The organism is Aeromonas sp. 84A, assembly GCF_051919345.1.
GTDB lineage: Bacteria > Pseudomonadota > Gammaproteobacteria > Enterobacterales > Aeromonadaceae > Aeromonas > Aeromonas veronii.
Map to the genome: position 1 here is coordinate 3,312,292 of NZ_JBQBEW010000001.1, position 23,512 is coordinate 3,335,803.

The window sequence follows — 23,512 nt, forward strand, 5'->3', positions numbered from 1 at the left end:
CAACCATGCATTCCTTACTCGAACGTATCAAAGCCGGCACGCTCTGGGACTTTCACGGTGGCATTCACCCCGCCGACAACAAGCTGCAATCAAGCCAGAGCCCGGTGGTCGACGCCGGTCTGCCGCCGCGCCTCATCATTCCGCTGCGCCAGCACGCAGGCCCCGCCGGCGATCTGCTGGTGCAGGTGGGCGACAAGGTCAAAAAAGGGCAGCCGCTGACCCGTTATGCCAAGGGGCGGGTCGTCCCTGTCCATGCCTCCACCTCCGGCACCATCACCGAGATTGGCAACCACACGGTTGCCCACCCCTCCGGGCTCGGCGATCTCTGCGTCATTCTCACCCCGGATGGGGAGGATGAGTGGGGCGAGCGCAATGGCAAAGCCGATTACTGGAATCTGGAGCGGGGCGAACTGCTCGAGCGCATCCAGCAGGCGGGCATTGCCGGTCTTGGCGGCGCCGTCTTCCCCACCCACAGCAAGCTCGATGGCCGCGGCCAGCTCACCGAGATCCTGATCGTCAACGGGCTGGAGTGCGAACCCTATATCACTACCGACGATCGGCTGATGCAGCAGTACGCCGACGAGATCATGGATGGCATCCGGGTGCTCAAGCACCTGCTCAAGCCCAAGCTGACCCTGATCGGGGTAGAAGACAACAAGCCAGAGGCGATCGAGCAGCTGACCCGCCACGCCACCGATGAAGATGTGCTGGTCAAGACGGTGCCGACCAAGTACCCCTCGGGCGGAGCCAAGCAGACCATCGAGCTGCTCACCGGCCGTCAGGTGCCCAAAGGCGGCCGCGCGGTCGATATCGGCATCATGGTGCTCAACGTCGCCACCGTGTTTGCCATCAAGCGCGCCATCATCGACGGCGAACCGCTGATCGAGCGGATCGTCACCCTCACCGGCGACAGCTTCAAGAAGCCCGGCAACGCCTGGGTGCGCCTCGGTACGCCGGTACGCTGGCTGTTGCAGCGTTTCGAGCTGCAACCGGAAGCGGAGCAGCGGGTGATCATGGGGGGCCCCATGATGGGCTTTACCCTGCCCCACGCCATGGTGCCTGTGGTCAAGGCCACCAACTGCCTGCTGGCACCGACGCAGGCCGAACTGCCCGCCCCCGGCCCGGAGCAGCCCTGCATCCGTTGCAGCGCCTGCGCCGATGCCTGCCCAGCCACCCTGCTGCCGCAAGAGCTCTACTGGTACAGCCGGGCCAAGGAGTATGACAAGGCCGAGAAGCTCAACCTGATGGACTGCATCGAGTGCGGCGCCTGCGCTTGGGTCTGCCCGAGCGAGATCCCGCTGGTGCAGTACTACAAGATCGCCAAAGACGACATTCGCGAAGCCCGCGCCGAGGCCGAAAAAGCCGAGCGCGCCAAGCAGCGCTTTGAGGCCAAGCAGGCCCGCTTCGAGCGAGAGAAAGCGGCCCGCGAAGCGCGCCATGCCGAAGCTGCAGCCCAGCGCCGTCAGACCATGACGGCCGCAGGCGGCGAAGATCCGGTGGCAGCCGCCCTCGCCCGCATCAAGGCCAAGCAGGATGCCCCCATCACAGCCATTGCCGCCACCGCCGAGGGCTTGCCTGACAACAGCGCGGTGATTGCCGCCCGCGAAGCCCGCAAACGGGAAGCGGAGGCGCGCCGCGCCGCCAAGCTGGCAGAGAGCGCAAACAGCGACACTGCCGCCGCTGCGCCGCAATCCACCGAGGCGGTTGACCCCGCCAGCGATCCCAAGAAAGCAGCCATCGCCGCCGCACTGGCCCGCGCCAAGGCCAAGAAAGCCGCTCAGGCTGGCGATAGCGCCGAGCCTGTGACTGCCGAAGCCATTGCTGCGCCTGCGGTAGATGCTGATCAGCAAAAGGCAGAGGTTGATCCGAAAAAAGCGGCGATTGCCGCCGCCATCGCCCGTGCCAAAGCTAAAAAGGCCGAGGCGAATGGTGAACCGGTAAGCGCAGCCAACAGCGCGGTAGCAGACGCAGGCTCGCAAGGCGATGCGCCATCTGCTGCCAGCGAAGCAGTTGACCCCAAGAAAGCAGCTATCGCTGCTGCCATCGCCCGGGCCAAAGCCAAAAAGGCGGCCCAGCAGGGTGACAGCGCTGAGGGCGACCTGACTGCAAACGCAGGCACCAGCGAATCCGCTGCAACCCAAAGCGATGCACCATCTGCGGCCAGCGAAGCAGTTGATCCCAAGAAAGCCGCTATCGCCGCTGCCATCGCCCGCGCCAAGGCCAAAAAGCTGGCCCAACAGGGCGAAAGTGCCGGTGCTGAGGGTACGCAAGTTGAGCTATCAGCAAGCGCGGAGACCCGTGACGTGACGCTAGCCAAGAGCGAAGTAACCACCAGCCAAAGCGATACGGCTGCAAGCGAAGCGGTCGATCCCAAGAAAGCCGCTATCGCCGCGGCCATCGCCCGTGCCAAGGCCAAAAAGCTGGCCCAGCAGAGCGCAAGTACCAGTGCTGAGGTAGAAAGCGCTGGTACTCAGGTAGAGAGTGCCGGAACTGAGGGTGAGCGCGCACCGGCTGAGCCGAAGCAAACCGATGCAGCCAGCAGTGAGCAACCACTTGCCGTCGCAGAGGCTACTGAAGCGAGTGCTCCAGCGGTTGACGCCCCGGTTGATCCGAAAAAAGCGGCCATTGCAGCCGCCGTGGCCCGCGCCAAGGCGAAGAAGCTGGCGGCCGAGGCAGCCAGAGCCGCAGAGACCGCCGCTGAAGATGCCCCGTCAGCCGACCGAACAACCACAAGGTAATCGACAGACTCATGTTCAATATTGCGACTGCGCCGTTTGCCCATAACCGCAAACAGACCCGAACCCTGATGCTGCTGGTGATCCTGGCCTGCGTGCCGGGCTTGCTGGCCCAGACCTGGTTCTTCGGCTGGGGCTCCTTTATCCAGATCCTGCTGGCGCTGGTCACTGCGCTGCTGTGCGAGGCGCTGGTGCTCAAGCTCCGTGACCGCGCCATCAAGCCTGCCCTGATGGATGGCAGTGCGGCGCTCACCGCCGTGCTGATCGGTCTTTCCCTGCCGCCGCTGCTGCCGTGGTGGATGCTGGTGGTGGGCACGGCCTTTGCCATCATTGTCGCCAAGCACCTTTACGGCGGACTGGGCCAGAACCTGTTTAACCCGGCCATGGTCGCCTATGTGCTGCTGCTGGTCTCCTTCCCGGTGCAGATGACCAGCTGGCTGCCGCCGGAGAGCGTGCGCGCCTACAGCCTCGGCTTTGGTGATGCTGCGTCGGTGATCTTCACCGGCTTTAGCCTCGACGGCTACAGCATGGCCCAGCTCAAGCAGGGGGTGGATGGTCTCACCATGGCGACCCCCCTCGATACCCTGAAAACCGGCCTGACTCAGGGGCTCACCACCGGCGAGATCCTGAGCGGCCCGCTGTTTGAGGGTTGGGGTGGCATCGGCTGGAGCTGGGTCAACCTCGGCTATCTGCTGGGCGGCCTCTTCCTGCTGCAGCAGAAGGTGATCAACTGGCGCATTCCCACCGCCATTCTCGGTGCCCTGCTGGCGGCCTCCACCATCGGCTATCTGGTGAGCCCGGATGCGACTGCCACGCCCATGTTCCATCTCTTTAGCGGCGCGACCATGCTGGGGGCCTTCTTTATCGCCACCGATCCGGTCAGCGCCTGCACCACGCCGCGCGGCCGACTGGTCTATGGCGTGCTGATCGGGGTGCTGATCTACATCATTCGCCGCTTTGGCGGCTATCCCGATGCGTTTGCCTTTGCCGTGCTGCTGGCCAACCTTTGTGTGCCGTTTATTGACAGCCTGACTCGCCCGAAAGTGTATGGAGCCCGTCGCCAATGATGTTTCTGCCCTTTTCCCCCATCACAGCTGACGGAGCCCGGACATGTTAAAGAGCATGCGCAAGAACGGCCTTATTCTGGCAATGTTCGCGCTCGGCTGTACCGCGCTGGTGGTACTGACCAACGAACTGACCAAGGATAAAATCGCCCACCAGCAGCAGCTGGAGAAGCAGCAGACCCTCTCGGTATTGCTGCCGGAGGGGAGCTATGACAACGATCTGGTAGCCAGCTGCAAGCAAGTCACCAGCAGGAAGTATCTCGGCAGCGATCAGCCGCAAGCCCTCTATACCGCCAGCAAAAATGGCGTGGTGACCGGCTATGCGCTGGAGGCGATCGCGCCGGATGGCTACAGCGGGGCGATCCGCATCGTGGCGGGCTTTGATGCCAAGGGCACCATCACCGCCGTGCGCGTGCTCGCTCACAACGAGACCCCGGGCCTGGGTGACAAGATCGAGCTGAAGAAATCAGACTGGATCAACAGCTTTGCCGGAAAATTCCTGACCCATGACAACGAGCCCCAGTGGGCGGTGAAGAAGGATGGCGGCGAGTTCGATGCCTTTACCGGCGCCACCATCACCCCGCGTGCCGTGGTCAAGGCGGTGAAGAACCTGCTTAAACTGCAGCAGGAGCAACCCGAACTGCTCAGCAACGCCCCGGCTTGTCCGGCGGCGAACTAACGGAGTCGAACCATCATGAACCAGATGGAACAGATTGAAACGGGCGCAGCCCCGATTGCCGAGCTGGAAAGCCGCAAGGGCGAGCTCAAGGAGCTGATGAGTCAGGGGCTGTGGAAGAACAACCCCTCGCTGGTGCAGGTGCTGGGGCTCTGCCCTACCCTCGCCGTCTCCTCCACCTTTACCAATGCGCTGGGGCTGGGCCTTGCCACCATGGCGGTGCTGGTCTGCTCCAACCTCGCCGTCTCGCTGGTGCGCAACTGGGTGCCGAAGGATATTCGCATCCCTGTCTATGTGATGATCATCGCCTCGCTGGTGACCAGCGTGCAGCTGCTGATGAACGCCTACACCTATGGCCTCTATCAGGCGCTCGGCATCTTTATCGCCCTCATCGTCACCAACTGCGTCATCATAGGCCGCGCCGAGGCCTATGCCTCCAAGAACCCGCCGCTGCTGGCGGCCCTCGACGGTCTGATGATGGGCCTTGGTTTTACCCTGGTGCTGCTGGTACTGGGCGGCATGCGCGAGATCATCGGCATGGGCACCCTGTTTGATGGCGCCGAGCTACTGCTGGGCGAGTGGGCCAAATCCCTGCGCATCGAGCTGTTCCACGCCGATGCAAGCCTGCTGCTGGCGATTTTGCCGCCGGGCGGTTTTATCGGGCTGGGGCTGTTGATCGCCGCCAAGAACGCCATCAACGACTGGCGGGACCGCAAACAGGCCGCTACCGTAGCCCACTGCAACGTTGCCCCGGCTCGCGTCCGGGCGACCGAGCTATGATCGGACGCAAGGCATGAACAACCAGAAACGCAGAGAGATCCTCGAGCGGCTGCGGGAAAACAACCCCCACCCCACCACAGAGCTCAACTTCAACTCGCCGTTCGAGCTACTGATCGCCGTGCTGCTCTCGGCGCAGGCGACCGATGTCAGCGTCAACAAGGCGACCGACAAGCTCTATCCGGTGGCCAACACCCCGCAAGGGATGCTGAGCCTCGGGGTGGACGGGCTCAAGGAGTACATCAAGACGATTGGCCTCTTCAACACCAAGGCCGAGAACGTCATCAAGACCTGCGCCATCCTGCTGGAGCGCCACGACGGCGAGGTGCCGGAGAATCGCGAAGCGCTGGAAGCCCTGCCGGGCGTCGGCCGCAAGACCGCCAACGTGGTACTCAACACCGCCTTTGGCTGGCCCACCATCGCCGTCGATACCCATATTTTCCGGGTCTCGAACCGTACCGGTTTTGCGGTGGGCAAGAACGTGGATCAGGTGGAGGAGAAGCTGCTCAAAGTGGTACCCGCCGAGTTCAAGCTGGATGTCCACCACTGGCTCATCCTACACGGGCGTTACACCTGTCTGGCTCGCAAGCCCCGCTGTGGTTCCTGTATCATCGAGGATCTGTGCGAGTACAAAGAGAAGGTCTATCCAGAGAGCTGAATGACTGGGCGCCACAACCGTCCTACCTGTCTCGCTCGCAAACATCCGCTGCAGTGGTTCCTGTATCATCGAGGACCTCTGCGAGTACAAAGAGAAGGTCTATCCAGAAAGCTGATGGCCTCGCAACCGAGATTGAAAGCAGTACACATCACCAACCCGGAGAACTGAGCAATGAGAATTCTGCATACCATGCTGCGTGTCGGCGATCTGCAACGCTCCATCGACTTCTACACCCGTGTCCTTGGCATGAAGCTGCTGCGCAAGAGCGAGAACAGCGAGTACAAGTACACCCTGGCCTTCGTCGGCTACGGTGACGAGAAGGATGAAGCGGTGATCGAGCTGACCTACAACTGGGGGGTGAGCGAGTACGAACTGGGCTCCGCCTACGGCCATATCGCACTGGAAGCGGACGACATCTATGCCACCTGCGAAGCGCTGCGCGCCGCCGATGCCAAGATCACCCGCGAGCCGGGCCCGGTCAAGGGCGGTACCACCGTCATCGCCTTCGTCGAAGATCCAGACGGTTACAAGATTGAACTGATCGCCAAGAAAGATGCCGGTACTGGCCTCGGTGACAGCGTCTAAGCTACCCGATTCCGCTGCCGAATGGCAGGATCAAAAAAGAGCGCAGATGCGCTCTTTTTTATGCTTCTCTGACCGGGGACGGCGCTAGATCTCGCCGTTACGCCCCATGCTGATCACCACTCGCCGGTTCTTGGCACGACCCTGTTCGGTTTCGTTGGAAGCGACGTGCTGCTTCTCGCCATGCCCCTCCACCGAGATCTTGCCGGGATCTATCCCCAGATCGACAAACACCTTCTTGATGGCATCGGCCCGTTTCTCGGATAGCTTCAGGTTCGGCCAGCGGCCACCATAGCTGTCGCTGTAGGCATCGATCACCACCACATCGATGCTCTTGTCCGCCTTGATAAACTCGCTGATCATCGCCAGCCGCCGCTTGGAGGGGATGGAGAGCTGATCGCTGTTTTTGTCGTAGGTGAGCACGCTAAAGGCGATGTCGTTGAAGCTGTAGGGCAACAGCCCGCTTAGACAGTCGATAAAGGCCTGATATTTCACCCGAAAGTTGACCGACGAGAGGGACACCCGCACCGCGCGGTTCTGGCGATACCAGTCCCGATACTGGAAAGTGGGCATCCGCCCCCCCTCCAGCTCGTCGAGCATGGTCCAGGCGGTTTGCCCCTCCACCAGCCCATCGAACTGCTGATAGAAGCGCAGTTGACTCACTTCTCGCCCAGCTATTCCCGGGCGCCATACCGGCGGCATGATGCCAAGGCTCACCGTCTGGGTCTGGGCCTGCGGCCGCTTGCCCTTGAGCTCGAAGTCGAGGTTTATCTTGCGACCGGCACGACTAACAAAAGCCCCCGTTCCCCAGTTGGGAATAGGATGCTCGAGACGACACTCAATCTGGGTATCGGAGGTCAAACGCCAGACGGATTGATCCAGACCGGCACCAAATTCGGTAACCCCAGCCTGTAACTGCATACTCACGGATATGCTGACCAACCCCAACACCCAAGCGTTCAATTGCTTGCCCTCCACACGATCTCACAAGAGATATCGGCGGCAAGAGGCCAAGCTTTAGCGACAAACTGCAAAGGCGTGCCGTTGGTGTGGCAAAGGCTTGCCCCTCAGCGGCAACCGACCGCAAGCGACGCCTATTCCCCCCTCTTAGCTCCGTGCCAACCGGCAGGAAGCTCGCTACAGTAAAATCAGGGCAACCAGAAGCCGATTATCGGGAACCAAACTCATGCACCGCTCTTGCTCCTCTTTATTGCAGATGTTGTTGCCAATGCTGCTGGCGCTATCCGGCAGCGCCGTCAAGGCCGCAACACAGGATCAGGAGTGGGCACAGGAGCGCGCCAATGCGGTGCTTTCGCTGATGACCTTCACCGTGGTGCCCGACATCACCGCCAGCAACCTCGATATCGGCAGCGGCACCAATCAATCTGCCGCCCTTAACATGACCCAGATCGGTGGCGGCGCCACCATGAGTGAAGCCGTGCCCATCTATCTGGAAGGGGCGATCGGCTTTAGCCGCTACGATCCCCAGTTTGTGGTGAGCAACGGCACAGAGAGCCGCACCCTCCCGACCAAATGGAACAGCCTGACCGCCTCTGGCGGGATCGGCTGGGATATCGCCCTCCATGAAGACCCGCGCGGTGGCCACTGGGTGCTGCGCCCTATCGCCAACGTCTCGCTCGGTACCATGGCCAGCGATCTGCGGATCGGCAACTGGCTGCTGGAGCGCACCAAGGGCTACTCGCTGGATTTTCTCGATGGTGGACAGCTCAATATGTACGGACTGGGCGGCTCGCTGATGCTCGACTACGAGCTCTTTTCAAAGACGCAGGATATCGATATCGAAGTGCGCTACTCCTACCAGCACCTGCAGAGCTTTGGCAGTACATCGACCAGCGTCCGTGGTCACGCCGAGGCGGAGAACCTCGGCCTCTATCTGCGCCGCCGGGCCCCGCTATTCCACTGGACACTGCTCGACAGACCGGTGCGCTATGTACTGGAGGGGGCCCATACCGCATATCTGGGGGAGCAGCGGGGGTTGCTTGGCTTTGACTCCCTCAACTCTATCGGCGCCGGTCTGGAGCTGGACAGCAGCAAGTACGACATCATAGTCACCCGCACCCGGTTGGTTGCCCGCTATATGTTCAGCCACAACACCAGCGGTTATTCCATCGGGTTGGCCATGAGTTTCTGAGTCGTTATTTTTGCCTGACAAAAGTGGGCAATCCTCAGGGAAAGTACATTAACGTTCCAGATAATCATGCCTCTATTGATGGAGGGTTTATTTATTCGGTCCTTTTCATATATCTCACCACCCATTCATATCAGGTAAAAATATCCCCCTGCTGGTAGGCTAATTCCCCCTCACACACCGAATATTGGAGTTTTTTGTCTGTGTATTTACGGCGCGCAATGGCTGATTGGTCCTTGATATCACCAGCCTGTGCCCGCTTACAACAGAAAAAAACCAAACGCCCGACATCACAGACCGATGGCCAACTTTATCGATGCCCAGAAGGAACCAGCCCGGAGGTCCACCATCTTTTGAATAGTGACTTGAGCCGCACCTAAGTCATTGTTTTAAATGATTTATAGTTTTTCATATTTTATGAACCCAATTAATCCTGTTTTATTTTACTTACATCACCCGACTGCTAAATTTGGCGTCATCCCGGCAGGGCGAGGCGCACTGAAACGACTGACTGCGGGCTACCGATAACAGGTGTACAATGATCACAGAAATAACGTTAAGGCATAGCAACCGTTATTTTGATGACATCACACTTGCTGATCCTTGTTGCTTTGAGGTTATCTGATGAAAAAAACGCTGCTTGCTCTCTCTGTATTGGTCATGACCGGAACCGCATATGCAGGGGTGCCTGATTTATCCGCCAACTGTCCTGGACATATTAATCTTCGCGTCGAAGATGGCACGGCTTATATCAATAACCAGCAAGTTCCGCTTAAAAAAGTGAATTCAAATTTCTACGAGGCGAGCAAGGGGCGCACCACCCTCTCCATGGTGAAAAATGGCGACTGGGGGATCACCTATTTTGTCAAAAATGGCGACAGTGGCGCCTGCCAGCTCAATGACGATGAGAACGATGACGACGGCGATGATGATGAGAGCGCCAGTAGCAGTGCCTACAACGGCAGCACTGCACAAACCAAGGTTGCCGAGAACGCATGCATGAACGCCGTTGCCAGAAAAGCGGGCGTCAGCCGCAGCAAACTGACCCTCGACTATGTGGCCGACTCCCAGGCGGGGATGATGATTGATATCAAGGGGCCCCATGACCGGCTCTGGCACTGCCTCACCGACGCCCGCGGCCACATTTCTGGCATCAATCGGGACTGACTTCGAGCCACGGCTCAACGGGGCCCACACCGCCCGTGGGGGCTCCCCCCCTTATCCATTGCAATTATTTGATACAGGTAAATGAAGATGAAATCCAAACAGACTCTGCTCAATCTCACCCTCGGTTGCCTGCTGGCGGTCGGTATCTCCGGCTGCGCCGTGGCCAAAACCCATCACGGCCACAAGACCCATGCCCAAGCGCACGCTCAGGAAGGGGCCGTGCAGTATGGCGACGAAAGCCCGTGGGCTGGCAACTATAAAGCGGTTACTGACGATGGCCGCACCGTGGCCGAAATTCACGTCGATACCACAGGGGAGACCTATATCGATGGCAATCAGGTCAAACCAAGCCACAGCGGCAGCGACTACCTGAAATTCAAGCAAGAGACCATCACTTACACCCTGCGCAAAAGCGGCGCCAGCTGGAAAGACAGCGATGCCGGCACCAGCGGCCGCATCCTGTTCGATTGATAATCCCGACACCGGCCTTGCCAGACACCAAGCCCCGCCAAGGGGCTTTTTTGCACCTGCAAAATACTATCAGCCTCTGCATGATCACCAACGAGAAAATAGCACGTCGCAAACTCAGCCTGCTAGAGCTCGCCAAAGAGCTCAATAATGTCAGCAAAGCCTGCAAGCTCATCGGCTACAGCCGTCAGCAGTTCTACGAAATTCGCCGGAACTACCAGACCTATGGCGCCGAGGGATTGCTCGACAAATTGCCCGGCTGTAAAGGGGCTCATCCCAATCGGGTCGCTCCCGAGATTGAACAGGCCATCCTCGATTACTCCCTCACCAGACCAACCCATGGCCCGCTGCGGGTTGCACAAGAGCTGGCTCTGCAGGGCATCAATGTCAGTGCGGGTGGTGTGCGTGGCGTGTGGCAACGTCACGACTTGCTCTCCAAACACGACCGCTTGTTGCGCCTCGAGAAAACCCACCGGGAGCAGACCATTGAGCTCAATGACGAGCAGATTCGCCTGTTAGAGCGCTTCAGCCCCGAGTTTCGCGAACGCCAGATTGAGGTCCACTACACCGGGGAACTGGTGGCGGTCGACACCTTCTTCGTCGGCGCGCTCAAGGAGGTTGGCAAGGGGTATCTGCAAACCGTGCTGGACTGCTACAGTCGCCAGGCTTGGGGGCAGATCTACACCAGCAAGCTGTCGGTGACCTCGGTTCATGTGCTCAATGAAACAGTGCTGCCGTTTTTCGAAGCCCACGAGGCACGGGTCTAGACCATCCTGTCGGACAACGGGCGCGAGTTCTGCGGGCGCCCTGACCATCATCCCTACGAGCTGTTCCTGCAACTGGAGGGGATTGAGCACCGGACAACCAAGGTGCGCAGGCCGCAGAGCAACGGCTTTATCGAGTGACTGCATCGCACACTGCTGGATGAACACTTCCGTATCAAGGGGAGAACGACCTGGTATGAGTCGGTAGAGCAGATGCAGACAGACCTGGATAGCTACCTGGAGCACTACAACACCCAGCGGCCACATCAAAGCAGGATGATGGAGGGTCAAACCCCCTACAGCATGTTCAAGAAGGGTCTGAAATTGATACCGAAGGAAGTACGCTCTAAGGTAGCGTAAACAAGAAACCGGTTTGAGGCCGGTGTCAGGTGATAACTAGATCTGTACAAATTAACCGAGACCGGCAATTTGCCAACTATCACTAGAAATTACAATCCGGCGATTCACCAGAACTCCGTTACGCAATAGCAATGCCGCCAAAAAGAAAATGGCCGAGATATCATCTCGGCCATTCGTTGCTTGGTCAAAGACTCAAGCCTGGATATTACTCATGTGCAACTTATTAGAAGTTGTACTGCAGAGCAACAGTCCACTCGTCATCTTGCTTGTCGATGCCCTGGATCTTGTACTCGGTGTAAGCTTTCAGCTTCGGAGTGAAGGCATACTGAACACCCAGCAGGGTCTCGTCAACCAGATCCTTGTAAGTAGAACCGGCAGCTTGAGCGTTGGCCTTGCCTTCTTTGAAGTTGTAGCCAGCCAGGAAGGTCCAAGCGTCTACGTTGTAAGAAGCAGCCAGCTCGTAACCACGGCCGTCATCTTTCATACCCAGGCTCTTGTTCTTCACTTCGCCTTCAGTGTAAACACCAGCAAAGTAGAAACCATTGATAGCGTAGTGCGCGCCCACAGCCCACTCGTCTTTCTTACCAGTCTGACCATTAACTTTGTTTTGCAGGTCGGAGTAGGCATAACCGGCATTGAAGCCCAGACCGAAGTCAAAGTCATAACCAGCAGCTACGCCGTAAGCTTTCTTACGCTTAACGTCTTTACCCCAAATAGCGTCTTCTTTGATCTTCTGACCAACGTCAGTGATTTTGACCGCTACGTCATCGTTGGTTTGGTAGGAAACTTTACCTTTGAAACCACCGAAGGTGTTGGAGTAGATGATTTGACCTTCTTGACGACCGTCATAGAAGTTACCGGCATCGCCCCACTCGTTGAAAATATCGGTCGGCTCGAGTACGTCGTAGAAAGCGGTATCGGTCTGACCGAAGATGATTTTACCGTACTGGGAACCATCAAAACCGGCATAGATGTGACGCGGATCGATGTCGCTGGTGTTGCTACCAGAGTTTTCAGCAGCTACTTGCCACTCGGTTTTAGCAATGGCAGACCAGGTGTTGTTCAGAGCTACTTTACCAGACCAGCCCAGACGGGTTGCACCAACCAGTTCTGCTGATTTGTCGTTAGCTTCGCCGTAGTAGTTAGCCTGTACACGGCCGTATACGTCGAAAGTGGTGCCGTCTTTGTCATAGATCACTGCGGCGTTAGCGGCGGATGCAAACAGAGCCGGAATAGCAATAGCCAGAATTGTCTTTTTCATAGTTTCCAATGCCTACTGTAATTAAACACTAAGTTGTTGTTATTCCCTGTGTTAGCGATGTTCTTTGCATCACTATGCCGCCGAGACTAGCACCGGATTTTTTGAACCGCAATGAAAAAACTTGGAACTTTTTACGGAAACCATAGTCATGGAGGCAAAAATGTGAGCCAAGTCTCACCTAACGGCAAGGCAAAAGGAAAACGTTTACAATGAATCCTGCTGATTATTTGGACTCAAATAGTCTATTTTGCATGCAAATAACGCTAACTACCTGATAAACAACCAAAGTGGTCTGATCAGCGTAAAACAGCCGTGATAATGGCAGTTGCCTCGACCTCACCAAGGGGTTGCGGGTATCCTTGTCCTTCGATTAACCCCTAACTGGCCTTCTCTTCATGCTCTCTACTCGCCTTAAAGCCACCATTCGTCAAACCTATCGCCAGATTTCGGATGGATTACCCGGTTTTGTGCCGCGCAAAGAGCAGAACTTTCTGGTGGCAGAGATAGCCAAAACCCTGACCGGCGAGTACGACAAACAGCGCCGGATCCTGGTTGCCGAAGCAGGAACCGGTATCGGCAAATCTCTTTCTTATGCGCAGGGCGCCATCCCGGTGGCGCGACTCACCCAGAAGAAGCTGGTGATCTCCACCGCCACCGTGGCCCTGCAAGAGCAGCTGATCCACAAAGACCTCCCTTTTTATCATCGCCACAGCGAGCTGCCGTTTCGTTTTATGCTGGTCAAGGGGCGGCAGCGTTACTGCTGCGAGCATCTGCTGGAGCAGGCAGCCAGTGGCGCCGAGATGGCCAACTTCGAGCTCGACTTTGGCAGTCTGAGCAAATCCAAACCATCTGACAGCGACAAAGATCGCTACCAGGCTCTGTGGCAGGCCTACACCAATGGCAAGTGGGACGGGGATCGGGACAACTGGCCGGAGCCCATTTCCGACACTTGCTGGGATCGCATCGCCGCCGACCGCCACACCTGCAACAAGGCGCTAAGCCATCACCAGCACTGCCCCTTTCATCGCGCCCGCAACGACATGGAGAGCGCCGATGTGCTGGTGGTGAACCATGCGCTACTGCTCTCCGATCTCACCATGGGGGGCGGCATCATTCTGCCCCCCCCTGATGAGTGCATCTATGTGCTGGATGAGGCCCATCACCTGCCCACCATCGCCCGGGATCACGGCGCGGCGTCGGCCAGCGTCAAAGGCTCACGTCGCTGGCTGGAGAAGCTGGTACAAAGTGCAGGCAAGCTGGCGCGGACGCTTAATAAGGAGAGCCTGCTCGACCCCCAACTCAAACTGCAGGATGCACTGGCCTCCATCCAGCCCGACCTGAAGGCGGTCGAGCAGTGGCTCAGCGCCAACGATCGGCTGTTTGGCACAGAACCCCACTACCGCTTCGCCGAAGGGGTATTGCCGGATCCCCTGCCCATGCTGGCGGAGAATCTCAAGGAGTCGAGCAAGAAGGCACTGCGGGCGCTGGATCGGATGCAAGGGGCCATAGGTGAAGCGCTGAAAGATGGCGAGATCCGCCGCAAGGAGGCCGAACCTCTGCTGGCAGAGAGCGGTTTTCATCTGCAACGGCTGGAGAGTTTCTGCGCCCTCTGGGAGATGCTGGGGCGCCATGTGCCGACCGGCAAAACCCCGCTCGCCCGCTGGATGGCCAAGAGCGATGACGGCGATATCTGGCTGCACGCCTCACCGATTGAGGTGGGCTATCTGCTGGAAGAGTGGCTCTGGTCGAAATGTCTGGGAGCCGTTCTGGTCTCCGCGACCCTCACAGCACTCTCTTCCTTTAGTTATTTTCGCCATCAGGTGGGGCTCAAGGAGCACGACGGTACCCGCTATCTGCGCCTGCGCTCCCCCTTTGATTATCAGAAAGCCGAGCTCTATCTGCCCAAGATGGAGCACGAACCCAACTCGCCGGCCTTTACCAACGAACTCATCAGCGTGCTGCCACGTATTCTTGCGGGCAAGGAGGCGAGTCTGGTGCTCTTCTCCTCCTACCGCCAGATGAATGAGGTGGCTGTTGGCTTGCGAGCCAAGGGACTGTCACTGCTGGTGCAGGGGGAAGCCTCCCGCAATGCCCTGCTCACCCTGCACAAACAAAAATGCGATGGCGGTCAGTCCAGCATCCTGTTTGGTACCGGCAGCTTCTCGGAGGGGCTGGATCTGCCGGGTCACTACCTTACCAATCTGGTGATCACCAAACTCCCCTTTGCGGTGCCCAACTCGCCGGTCGAGGAGGCCACTGCCGAGTGGGTGGAGCAACGAGGCGGCAACCCCTTCCTGCAACTGACGGTGCCAGAAGCATCGCGCAAGCTTATCCAGGCCTGTGGCCGCCTCATCCGCAAGGAAGCCGATCGGGGACGGGTCACCATTCTGGACCGGCGCCTGCTGACCAAACGTTATGGCAAGGGGCTGCTCGACGCCCTCCCCCGTTTACACGGCGGATCGAGTAAATAAGCCGGCCGCTATTGATAAACAAACTGACAGCAGCGCGAACATCGACCACCAGAAAGAGCCATTGCCGCAGTAGGCCAAACCTGTAAAAATGAGCCCCTGTTTTCAGTGGGCAATCGCCTGACTGTTCAAGGAGATGAAATGAAACTGACTGTTATGGTACCGGCGCTGGCTGGTCTGTTGTGGGCCGGTAGCGCCCTTGCTGATGCCCAATTGGAAGTGACCACCCCGTATGTCGTCCAGCTGATCGATGGTCAATCCATCAACCCCAAGCTGCTCGACAAAACCAGCACCTTCCCCCTCTCTGCCGGCAAACACCAGTTGGTCGTCGCCTTTGAAGGCAACTACTCCAGCCGTAACGAAATCAAGCTGGTCACCGCAGAGCCGCTGGTGCTGAACTTCACCGCCGCCGACAATCAGCAGCTAGTGCTGGACTATAAAAAGCCCCGCAACGAAGCCGAAGCCAAGCAGTTTGTCAAAGAGCAGAAAGTGGCGCTGAAAGACAAGGTCAGTGGTCAGCAAGTGAGTAGCGAACAGTTCGTGATGCCGAAAGTAGAGGGCTTCCAGCTGACCCGTGACTATCAGCAAGAGCTGATCAACATGGGGAAAGCCTTCAACCAGCCCAAAGCGGTTGCCGTCTCCTCTGCTGCCGTGATGGCTGCCGCCAGCGCACCGGTTCAGGTTGCCCCCAGCAAGGCTCAAAGCAATCCGGAAGCGCTGACCCAGTTGCAAAACTGGTACAACAAGGCCGATGCGGAAACCCGCAAAGCCTTCCAGATCTGGGTTATCCAGCAGCAATAAGCCGGGCTGAGAGATTGACTGAAAGGGGAGCCAAGCTCCCCTTTTCCATATCCTGCGGTCTCACTCACGACGCGTCTTGATTTATGCGCTGCCACTTCCCCTTTATATAGGGAGTACATATATGGATTCATCTGCTGATTTCATATATAGAAAGCGCCACCTTGCCAGGGAGAATGGCACCATGTCGTTGCGCATTTTCTATCACCCCCTCTACTCCTCCCTGACGCTACCCGAGCGCCATCGCTTCCCGCTGGCCAAGTATCAAGGGCTGTTTGAACGCCTGCAGGTGCAGGGTTACCCCCTTGGCGAAGCGCCCGCCGCTACCCGGGAGCAAATCTGTCGCATTCACGATGCCGATTATGTCGCGGCGGCCCTGAGCGGCCAGCTGGAAGATCGCGCCATCCGCAAGATCGGTTTTCCCTGGTCACCCATGCTGATAGAGCGCACCTTGCGCTCGGTGGGTGCCACCGTTGCCGCCAGCCGCCATGCTCTTGAGCAGGGATGCGGCTTGCAGATCTCCGGCGGCTATCACCACGCCCATCGCGATCACGGCAGCGGTTTTTGTCTGTTCAACGATCTGGTGATTGCCGCCCAGGCTTGCCTCGACGAGGGGCGCTGCGAACAGGTGCTGATCGTCGATCTCGATGTGCATCAGGGAGATGGCAGTGCGGCCCTGTGCGCCGGACGGCGCGATATCATCACCCTATCCCTTCATGGGGAGCACAACTTCCCCCATCACAAAGCCGCCTCTCACCTCGACTTTCCGCTGCCAAGCGGCATGACGGACGATGCCTATCTCACCACACTGCAACAGGCGCTATCACTGGCACTGCGGCTCTATTCGCCGGATCTCATCCTCTATCAGGCGGGCGTCGATGTGCATCATGCCGACGAGCTTGGTTATCTCTCTTTGAGCGATGAAGGGGTTCGCCTGCGCGATGCCATGGTATTTGACTGTGCAATCAAGCATGGGTTGCCTGTCGCCGCTGTACCCGGTGGCGGCTATCGCCGCGACTGGCAGCAGCTGATCCCGCTTCATATGTCGCTGTTTGAGACGGCACGCCACCGTTTTGGCTGATGGCATGGCTTTATAGCGCGGACAAGCCATGAGAAGTGGGCGGCACTTCACCAGATAAGACAGAAGAGGCGACCCTTGGGGTCGCCTCTTCGTGTTTCGTCATCTCGCTCACACAAGCTCGCTCGTTGTCAGGCAAGCTCGGGATGCCTGAGGATGACTATTTCTGACGCTTGCGGGCGTACTTGCGACGGGCGCGGGCCTGACGCTCCTCTTCCCGCTCGGCCTTCTCTTTGGCTTTTTGCTCGGCTTCTGCCGCGGCTTCGACAATCTCGACGCTCACCATCTCCGGCGTCTCCAGCGAGATGCGGCCAAGCAAGCCGGAGCGGAACTCGTTAATCAGGATCTCGGACGCCTTGTGCAGGTCGGCCAGCCCCCCTTTGCGCATAAACGCCCGCTGGCGGGCGATCATCTCCAGCAGCTCGATCTCGGTCTCGGGCAACTCGTCAATCTGGTAGCGCGCCTTGATCCGCTCCGGATAGGCCTTGATGAAGTAGTCAGCGGCGAACATGGCGATATCGGCATAGTCGAACACCGTGTCCTTGATGGCCGCTGTGATGGCCAGACGATAACCACAGGAGGGCGGGTTGAGCTTGGGCCAGAGGAAACCCGGGGTATCGGTCAGGATAACGTTGTTATCCAGCTTGATCCGCTGCTGGGACTTGGTCACCCCCGCCTCGTTACCGGTACGGGCGATGATGCGCCCCGCCAAGGTATTGATCAGAGTGGACTTGCCCACGTTGGGGATCCCCATGATCATCGCCCGCACGCCGCGCAGCTCAAAATTGCGCTCCGGCAGCATCTCGTGGCAGAGGGTCAGCAGTTGCTTGATCTTCTCCGGCTCTTGTTGCGTCAGCGGCAGCGCCTTGATCCCCTTCTCTTTTTCCATGTGTGCCACCCACAGATCGGTGATCGCCGGATCGGCCAGGTCCGCCTTGTTCAGCACCTTGATCACCGGGGTATCACCACGCAGCTCGGGCACCAGCGGGTTTTCGCTGGAGAAGGGGATGCGGGCATCGAGCATCTCGATGATCACATCGACCTGGGGCATGACCTCGGCAATCTCTTTGCGGGCCTTGTGCATGTGACCGGGGAACCAGTTGATGGACATATCCGTTACTCTCTGTGGGGGCTGCGGACGCGCGCATGGAACAACAGGCGCGCTGCCGCGGGCATCGAACGAAGGGGGCGCATTTTACCTGCTGCGGGCCTCTTTTGACAGGTCATTCTAACCATCACCTCATCAAATCAGCAAACCGCCGAGGCGGAGCAACCTTGCCGGAAGCGACCGGACCAACTCGCTCAATTGATAGATAAAACATTGATATAGTGTAACATTTTCATCACTTTTTCACACAACCGTCACCGATAGTCAGTAAAAGTGTCATCTGCCCCCTCTAGGCTGCGCTCAGGTTTTACAAGGAGCGAACCCCAATGAGAAAAATGGCAGGACTTGCAGTGATGATCGGCGCCGCCCTGGCTGCCGGCTGCAAATCAGACAATGACACGGTGGCGACCAAACCCGCAGCCCAACCCACCAACGTCATCTTCTTCCTCGGTGATGGCATGGGTCTCAACACCCTGACGGCGGCCCGCATCTACGGTGTCGGCGAAGAGGGTGATCTCACCATCGATACCCTGCCAGAGACGGCCTTTATCAAGACCTTCTCCCACGATGCCCAGGTCACTGACTCGGCCCCCTCCATGGCGGCCTACATGACCGGGGTCAAGAGCAACAACGGCGTCATCAGCATGGACGGCGACGCCACCTATGAGAGCGACTGCAGCAAGAGCGCCGGCAAGCCGGTGACCACCCTGCTGGAGCTGGCCAAAGCCGATGGCCGCGGTACCGGCGTGGTGACCAGTACCCGGGTGACCCACGCCACCCCGGCGGCTACCTATGCCCATATCTGCAACCGGGATCTGGAAGCAGATATCGCCGTCCAGCTGGTACCGGGCGGCAAAGGCTATAACAGCGCCCTCAAGGAGGGGCTGGATGTGGTGCTCGGTGGCGGCAGCAGCTTCTTCCTGCCCAAAGCCGACAAGGGCAAGCGGGAAGATGGCCGCAACCTCATCAGCGAAATGCAGGCCAAGGGCTACCAGTTTGCCAGCAATCTGGATGAGCTGAACAAGGCCGATGCGGGCAAGCCGCTGCTGGGACTGTTTGGTTCCAGTCACATGAAATATGACCTGGACCGCCCTGCCAGCGAGCCGTCACTGGCCCAGATGACCCTGGCCGCCATCAAGCAGCTCAAGGGCAAAGAGAAGGGTTACTTCCTGATGGTGGAAGGGGGCCGCATCGACCACGCACTGCACGACACCAACGCCAAGCGGGCGCTGCAGGACACCATCGCCTTCGACAACGCCATCAAGGCCGCCATCGACGAGGTGAAAAAGAGCGACCCCGAGCTGAAAAACACCCTGATCGTGGTCACCGCAGACCACGACCACACGCTAGTGCTCAACGGCTATGCCAAGCGCACCGGCAAGACCACCGCCGACAACCCCGGCGTACTTGGGCTGGTGAAGAACTACGAGACTGGCGAGCCAAGCAAGGATAGCGAGGGCATGCCCTACACCATCATAGGTTTTGGCAACGGCTACAACCGGGTGGATGGCCCGCGCAGCAGCGTCGCCCCGCTCGACGATGCCACTGTCTCCGCCAATGACTACCACCAGGAAGTGGTGGTCAAGGTAGGCGAAATCGGCAATGAGACCCACGGCGGCACCGATGTCTTCCTCGGCGCCATCGGCAAGGGGGCTGACAGCTTCCATGGCTCACTCGATAACACCGCCGTGTTCGGCAAGATCAAGGCTGCGGCCAAGCTGTAAGGAGCACTTTCATGAGCAAACAGATGAACACATCCATCAAGCACACGCTGGTCTGCGCCGCCCTGTTCAGTGCGCTGGGCGCAACCTCCCAGGCACAAGCCGGTGATGCCAAAAACGTCATTCTCTTTATCGGTGATGGCATGGGCCCCACCGTGCTCACCGCCACCCGCCTGTTCAAGGTGGGAGAAGAGGGCAATCTGGAGATGATGAAACTGCCGCGCAGTGCCCGCATCAAGACCTTCTCCAACGATGCCCAGACCACCGACTCGGCCCCCTCCATGGCGGCCTACACCACCGGGGTCAAGATGAACAACGAGGTGATCGCCATGAGCAGCGACACCAAAGCCGTCGCCCCCGGCAAAGACGTCAATGGCAACAAAACCGTCAACAATTGCAGCAGCGATAACGGCAAGCCGGTGCCCACCATCCTGGAGCTGGCCAAGGCGGCAGGCAAATCGGTCGGGGCCGTCACTACCACCGAGCTGACCCACGCGACCCCGGCGGCTACCTACGCCCACATCTGCCATCGGGATGCCGCTTATGACATCGCCGCACAAGCTGTTCCGGGAGGCGCAGGTTTCAACCAGGCGCTGGGGGATGGGGTCGATGTGCTGATGGGCGGTGGTGCCAACCACTGGACTCCCTACAGCGCCAGCAACAAGGGCGGTCGCAATGACAACCGCGACCTGACCGCCGAGATGAAGGCGCAGGGGTACAGCTATGTCACCACCCAAAGTGAACTGGCCAAGGTCACCAGCGGTAAGGTGCTCGGTCTGTTCAGCAGCAAATCCCACTTGGACTACGAGCTTGATCGGGTCGCCAAGGGGGCTGCCAATACCCAGCCGTCCCTCTCCGAAATGACCGCCAAAGCGATCGACCTGCTGAGCAAGAACAGTCAGGGTTATTTCCTGATGGTAGAAGGCGGCCGGATCGATCATGCCCTGCACGGCACCAACGCCAAGCGCTCGCTCACCGACGCGGTGGCACTGGATGAGGCTGTCAAGACGGCGCTGGGTAAAGTGGATCTCAACAATACCCTGATCGTGGTCACCGCCGACCATGACCACACCATGACCATTAACGGCTACTCCGCCAAGGGCAATCCGGTGCTGGATCTGGTGAAAAATGGCGACGGCTCGACCCAGAACGACGTGGATGGCAAGCCCTTCACCACCCTGGTGTTCGGTAACGGCCCCAATCGTGCGGCCGTGCGCCCGGTCCTCACCAGCGATCAGGTGATGGCCAATGACTACCTGCAGGAGACCGGCGTCAAGCTGACATCGGAAACCCACGGCGGCGGCGATGTGATGCTGTTTGCCGATGGCGCTGGCAGCAACCGCTTCAAAGGCACGCTGGATAACACCAAGGTGTTTGGCAAACTGCGGGAGGCGCTCGGCCTGTAAGCAGCAGGGGCCCGGGTGCATCTGAGCAATCGACTCAGCGGCCCGGGCCCCGGCTCTTTCGAGCGACAGATGATGATGCGACTTTTGCTTTCGTTATGGCTGCTTGGCAGCACCCTCGCCTTCCCCCTGCATGCTGACGACACGCCCCCGGATCTCGCCGCGCGGATCAGCTATCACGACCGGAACACCGGCAGCGATGGCATCGCCAGAGAGAGTGTCTGGCAAGAGAAGTGGCTGCGCGTGGGCAATCAGGTGTGGAGCCAGCGGCTCATTCCCCTCCCCCTTGCCCGTGCCTATCACGCCACTCACGACGCCACCCCCGGCCACAAGCACTTTACCCACCAGATGGCGGCCCGCTGGGTCAGTCGCAGTGATGAGGGTGAACTTCAGCTGCGCTATGCCGACAGCTGGCACAACCAGCTGGTTGAGGTGCCGGTGGAAGAGTATGGCCAGGTGGCCTTCAAGCCCGACTGGCCGCGGCTCCGCCATCTCGTCAACCCGGTGCTGATCGAGGGGATGACCCCACTGGATGAGGCCGCCCCCGAGCAGGCCCGCTGGTATGAAAAGCGCGAAGGGCAGCAACGAACCCGCATTCTCTGGTCGAGTCAGTGGCAGATCCCGCTGGTAGTCGAATCGGCCAGTCTCGACGGCTATCGCAGCTACCGGATGGAGGTGACCCTGCGCAAGCTGCCTGCTCAGCTCCCCTGGCAGCAACTCGCTGATTACGAAGTGCGCGATCTGCGGGATTTCTTCGACTGAGATCCCAACCCCTCTGCGGGCACAACGACAACGCAGGCAGGAATGCTACACTCTGCATATTCGACTCTGGCTCACGACCTTGATGCGCGCTCTCTGCCTGCCCTTTTTTGCCCTGCTGTTATTGCTGGTACACACCGGTGCCCAGGCTATTGTGCTGGTGGCGGCCGAGTTGCCCCCCTATGTCATACGTTCCCAGCAGGGGGCTCCAAGCGGCATGGCCATCGAGGTCATGGAAGAGGCCGCCCGGCGCTTAAAAGAACCGCTCACTATCGAGTTGATGCCGCTGGCCCGAGCCCTCATCGAAGTGACCCACCGCAAGGATGTACTGCTGATCCCGCCAGTGCGGAGCTCTCGACGAGAGCACCTCTTTTATTGGGTAGCACCAATAATCGACGAGGAATTTGTTATCGTCAGCGATCGCCGCTTTCATCCTGTTCCAATCAAAGCCGGTGAGCTGTCCACCCTCAAGGTCGGTACTCTGCGCCACTCTTTCGGCCAACATTTACTCAAACAAAGACTCAATCTGACCAGTCAAACTGTCGCCACCGAAGAACTCAATGCGCACAAACTACAACGAGGGCGTATCGATGCATGGGTAGCAGCCTGGAACGCTATTCTCTACAACCAACAGCAAGAAGGATTTTCTACTGGGCAACTTGTTCGTGGTGAAACCCTGATGCGCACCCAGTTATTTATTGCCGCTCACAAAGAGTTCCCCTTCACCGAAGGGCGTCGCTGGCAAGCCGTGATAAACGAGATGCGCCGTGATGGCTCGCTCACGCGGATCATCCGTCAGTACAACTATCAGGCTCCTGAGTAGTCACTCAATCACGGTTGCCAAGGCCAGCCAGAATGGTTATGGTAGCCCCATGAAAATACTCGCTATTTCCTCGCATTTGCTCACACCCTGCTGAGCCCCGCCTCGCTCCTTCGGCCGCGAGTCGCTTGGGGGCATGGCATTTTCAATCGATTGAACCTGTTGAATCCATTTTTGTAACACTTTGCGTGATGGCCAACCTGAACCCGCCGGTATGGGCATATCCGCTATTGATAAGGAATATCTTATGAAACAACCTCATCTGGTTATCTCCAGCCTTGATCTGGACCGTATCGAACAACTGCTTGGCAACCACCCGCAGCATCTGGCCCTGCAAGAGGAGCTGGACCGCGCCGAGATCCGTGAACCGGCCGACATGCCGCCGGACGTGGTCACCATGAACAGCAAGGTGCGCTTCAAGATGCAGAGCAGCGGCAACGAGTTCTGCCTCACCCTGGTCTATCCGCGCGATGCCAAGGGCGACGAGAGCAACATCTCGGTACTGGCGCCGGTGGGCAGCGCCTTGCTCGGTCTGAAAGTGGGCGACAGCATCGCCTGGCCGGGCCCGGCCGGTCGCACCATCGAGGTCGAAATTCTGGAAGTGGTCTATCAGCCGGAGCGCGCCGGCGAGCTGCACCGCTGAGTCCCCCGGGCTGGTCATCCCCCTGTTGATCAGCCCGCTTGTTCGCCCTTGCC

General features: G+C 58.9%; 19 protein-coding genes and 3 pseudogenes. 19 read left to right on the top strand and 3 right to left on the bottom strand.

The features are described from left to right. Positions 1-5: 5 nt before the first annotated feature. From rsxC to gloA, 7 genes and pseudogenes are all read left to right on the top strand, one after another. Positions 6-2,738: an electron transport complex subunit RsxC gene (rsxC, locus tag ACTG20_RS14985; protein WP_194496696.1), complete on the top strand. Its 2,733-nt coding sequence runs from the start codon at positions 6-8 to the stop codon at positions 2,736-2,738. A gap of 11 nt (positions 2,739-2,749) precedes the next feature. Next, on the top strand, positions 2,750-3,802 hold the full coding sequence (gene rsxD / locus ACTG20_RS14990) for an electron transport complex subunit RsxD (RefSeq protein ID WP_194496697.1): 1,053 nt from the start codon (positions 2,750-2,752) through the stop codon (positions 3,800-3,802). Positions 3,803-3,845: 43 nt separating this feature from the next. Then, positions 3,846-4,478: an electron transport complex subunit RsxG gene (rsxG, locus tag ACTG20_RS14995; RefSeq protein ID WP_005359614.1), complete on the top strand. Its 633-nt coding sequence runs from the start codon at positions 3,846-3,848 to the stop codon at positions 4,476-4,478. 15 nt (positions 4,479-4,493) lie between these two features. Next, complete coding sequence (locus ACTG20_RS15000) at positions 4,494-5,255, top strand: electron transport complex subunit E (RefSeq protein ID WP_005337608.1); 762 nt, start codon at positions 4,494-4,496, stop codon at positions 5,253-5,255. 13 nt (positions 5,256-5,268) lie between these two features. Beyond that, on the top strand, positions 5,269-5,910 hold the full coding sequence (gene nth / locus ACTG20_RS15005) for an endonuclease III (RefSeq protein ID WP_194496698.1): 642 nt from the start codon (positions 5,269-5,271) through the stop codon (positions 5,908-5,910). A 12-nt stretch (positions 5,911-5,922) separates the two neighbouring features. Then, positions 5,923-6,025 (top strand): annotated as a pseudogene (locus ACTG20_RS15010) (endonuclease III); the annotation flags it as partial. A gap of 56 nt (positions 6,026-6,081) precedes the next feature. Beyond that, complete coding sequence (gene gloA / locus ACTG20_RS15015; RefSeq protein ID WP_194496699.1) at positions 6,082-6,495, top strand: lactoylglutathione lyase; 414 nt, start codon at positions 6,082-6,084, stop codon at positions 6,493-6,495. Positions 6,496-6,579: 84 nt separating this feature from the next. On the opposite strand, the gene ACTG20_RS15020 is transcribed toward gloA, so the two are convergent. Then, positions 6,580-7,455 (bottom strand): flagellar protein MotY, encoded by an 876-nt coding sequence (locus ACTG20_RS15020; protein WP_005337611.1) that lies wholly within the window; start codon positions 7,453-7,455, stop codon positions 6,580-6,582. Positions 7,456-7,678: 223 nt separating this feature from the next. On the opposite strand from ACTG20_RS15020, the gene ACTG20_RS15025 reads away from it, so the two are divergent. From ACTG20_RS15025 to ACTG20_RS15040, 4 genes and pseudogenes are all read left to right on the top strand, one after another. After that, positions 7,679-8,644, top strand: coding sequence for an autotransporter domain-containing protein (locus ACTG20_RS15025; RefSeq protein WP_194496700.1), 966 nt, complete (start codon positions 7,679-7,681; stop codon positions 8,642-8,644). A 621-nt stretch (positions 8,645-9,265) separates the two neighbouring features. Beyond that, complete coding sequence (locus ACTG20_RS15030) at positions 9,266-9,808, top strand: hypothetical protein (RefSeq protein WP_194496701.1); 543 nt, start codon at positions 9,266-9,268, stop codon at positions 9,806-9,808. An 87-nt stretch (positions 9,809-9,895) separates the two neighbouring features. After that, on the top strand, positions 9,896-10,279 hold the full coding sequence (locus tag ACTG20_RS15035) for a hypothetical protein (RefSeq protein ID WP_194496702.1): 384 nt from the start codon (positions 9,896-9,898) through the stop codon (positions 10,277-10,279). Between the two features lie 80 nt (positions 10,280-10,359). Continuing rightward, positions 10,360-11,400: pseudogene (locus tag ACTG20_RS15040) on the top strand (IS481 family transposase). A 223-nt stretch (positions 11,401-11,623) separates the two neighbouring features. On the opposite strand, the gene ACTG20_RS15045 reads toward ACTG20_RS15040, so the two are convergent. Continuing rightward, the gene (locus tag ACTG20_RS15045) at positions 11,624-12,661 is read right to left on the bottom strand and encodes a porin (protein WP_064336762.1); all 1,038 of its coding nucleotides are present in this window, start codon (positions 12,659-12,661) and stop codon (positions 11,624-11,626) included. Between the two features lie 395 nt (positions 12,662-13,056). On the opposite strand from ACTG20_RS15045, the pseudogene dinG reads away from it, so the two are divergent. The 3 genes and pseudogenes from dinG (at position 13,057) to ACTG20_RS15060 (ending at position 17,008) form a co-directional block, all read left to right on the top strand. Further along, positions 13,057-15,128, top strand: a pseudogene (gene dinG / locus ACTG20_RS15050) (ATP-dependent DNA helicase DinG). Between the two features lie 142 nt (positions 15,129-15,270). Then, complete coding sequence (locus ACTG20_RS15055) at positions 15,271-15,930, top strand: YccT family protein (RefSeq protein WP_439987772.1); 660 nt, start codon at positions 15,271-15,273, stop codon at positions 15,928-15,930. A gap of 181 nt (positions 15,931-16,111) precedes the next feature. Further along, a complete protein-coding gene (locus ACTG20_RS15060) occupies positions 16,112-17,008 on the top strand; it encodes a histone deacetylase family protein (RefSeq protein WP_194496705.1) in 897 nt (298 codons plus the stop codon). A gap of 157 nt (positions 17,009-17,165) precedes the next feature. Here the strand turns inward: ACTG20_RS15060 and ylqF are convergent, their stop codons facing one another. Next, positions 17,166-18,116, bottom strand: coding sequence for a ribosome biogenesis GTPase YlqF (ylqF, locus tag ACTG20_RS15065; RefSeq protein WP_005334061.1), 951 nt, complete (start codon positions 18,114-18,116; stop codon positions 17,166-17,168). 323 nt (positions 18,117-18,439) lie between these two features. Between ylqF and ACTG20_RS15070 the strand changes: the two genes are divergently transcribed. From ACTG20_RS15070 to rnk, 5 genes are all read left to right on the top strand, one after another. Further along, positions 18,440-19,837 carry an alkaline phosphatase gene (locus ACTG20_RS15070; RefSeq protein WP_005334065.1) on the top strand — a complete coding sequence of 466 codons (1,398 nt, stop codon included), beginning with the start codon at positions 18,440-18,442 and terminating at the stop codon, positions 19,835-19,837. 11 nt (positions 19,838-19,848) lie between these two features. Then, positions 19,849-21,240: an alkaline phosphatase gene (locus ACTG20_RS15075; RefSeq protein WP_213389098.1), complete on the top strand. Its 1,392-nt coding sequence runs from the start codon at positions 19,849-19,851 to the stop codon at positions 21,238-21,240. A 72-nt stretch (positions 21,241-21,312) separates the two neighbouring features. Continuing rightward, positions 21,313-21,999: a hypothetical protein gene (locus ACTG20_RS15080; protein WP_429098754.1), complete on the top strand. Its 687-nt coding sequence runs from the start codon at positions 21,313-21,315 to the stop codon at positions 21,997-21,999. Between the two features lie 82 nt (positions 22,000-22,081). Beyond that, positions 22,082-22,819: a substrate-binding periplasmic protein gene (locus ACTG20_RS15085; RefSeq protein WP_439987896.1), complete on the top strand. Its 738-nt coding sequence runs from the start codon at positions 22,082-22,084 to the stop codon at positions 22,817-22,819. A 244-nt stretch (positions 22,820-23,063) separates the two neighbouring features. Continuing rightward, the gene (gene rnk, locus ACTG20_RS15090; protein ID WP_005334070.1) at positions 23,064-23,459 is read left to right on the top strand and encodes a nucleoside diphosphate kinase regulator; all 396 of its coding nucleotides are present in this window, start codon (positions 23,064-23,066) and stop codon (positions 23,457-23,459) included. Positions 23,460-23,512 lie beyond the last annotated feature (53 nt).

Excerpts from the sequence above, each read along its gene's own strand:
- ACTG20_RS15045 (WP_064336762.1), bottom strand. The coding sequence starts at position 12,661 with ATGAAAAAGACAATTCTGGCTATTGCTATTCCGGCTCTGTTTGCATCC.
- ACTG20_RS15060 (WP_194496705.1), top strand. The coding sequence starts at position 16,112 with ATGTCGTTGCGCATTTTCTATCACCCCCTCTACTCCTCCCTGACGCTA.
- rsxC (WP_194496696.1), top strand. The coding sequence starts at position 6 with ATGCATTCCTTACTCGAACGTATCAAAGCCGGCACGCTCTGGGACTTT.
- ACTG20_RS15080 (WP_429098754.1), top strand. The coding sequence starts at position 21,313 with ATGATGCGACTTTTGCTTTCGTTATGGCTGCTTGGCAGCACCCTCGCC.
- ACTG20_RS15025 (WP_194496700.1), top strand. The coding sequence starts at position 7,679 with ATGCACCGCTCTTGCTCCTCTTTATTGCAGATGTTGTTGCCAATGCTG.
- rnk (WP_005334070.1), top strand. The coding sequence starts at position 23,064 with ATGAAACAACCTCATCTGGTTATCTCCAGCCTTGATCTGGACCGTATC.
- rsxD (WP_194496697.1), top strand. The coding sequence starts at position 2,750 with ATGTTCAATATTGCGACTGCGCCGTTTGCCCATAACCGCAAACAGACC.
- ylqF (WP_005334061.1), bottom strand. The coding sequence starts at position 18,116 with ATGTCCATCAACTGGTTCCCCGGTCACATGCACAAGGCCCGCAAAGAG.
- ACTG20_RS15000 (WP_005337608.1), top strand. The coding sequence starts at position 4,494 with ATGAACCAGATGGAACAGATTGAAACGGGCGCAGCCCCGATTGCCGAG.
- rsxG (WP_005359614.1), top strand. The coding sequence starts at position 3,846 with ATGTTAAAGAGCATGCGCAAGAACGGCCTTATTCTGGCAATGTTCGCG.
- ACTG20_RS15085 (WP_439987896.1), top strand. The coding sequence starts at position 22,082 with ATGCGCGCTCTCTGCCTGCCCTTTTTTGCCCTGCTGTTATTGCTGGTA.
- gloA (WP_194496699.1), top strand. The coding sequence starts at position 6,082 with ATGAGAATTCTGCATACCATGCTGCGTGTCGGCGATCTGCAACGCTCC.
- ACTG20_RS15070 (WP_005334065.1), top strand. The coding sequence starts at position 18,440 with ATGAGAAAAATGGCAGGACTTGCAGTGATGATCGGCGCCGCCCTGGCT.
- ACTG20_RS15055 (WP_439987772.1), top strand. The coding sequence starts at position 15,271 with ATGAAACTGACTGTTATGGTACCGGCGCTGGCTGGTCTGTTGTGGGCC.
- ACTG20_RS15075 (WP_213389098.1), top strand. The coding sequence starts at position 19,849 with ATGAGCAAACAGATGAACACATCCATCAAGCACACGCTGGTCTGCGCC.
- nth (WP_194496698.1), top strand. The coding sequence starts at position 5,269 with ATGAACAACCAGAAACGCAGAGAGATCCTCGAGCGGCTGCGGGAAAAC.
- ACTG20_RS15030 (WP_194496701.1), top strand. The coding sequence starts at position 9,266 with ATGAAAAAAACGCTGCTTGCTCTCTCTGTATTGGTCATGACCGGAACC.
- ACTG20_RS15035 (WP_194496702.1), top strand. The coding sequence starts at position 9,896 with ATGAAATCCAAACAGACTCTGCTCAATCTCACCCTCGGTTGCCTGCTG.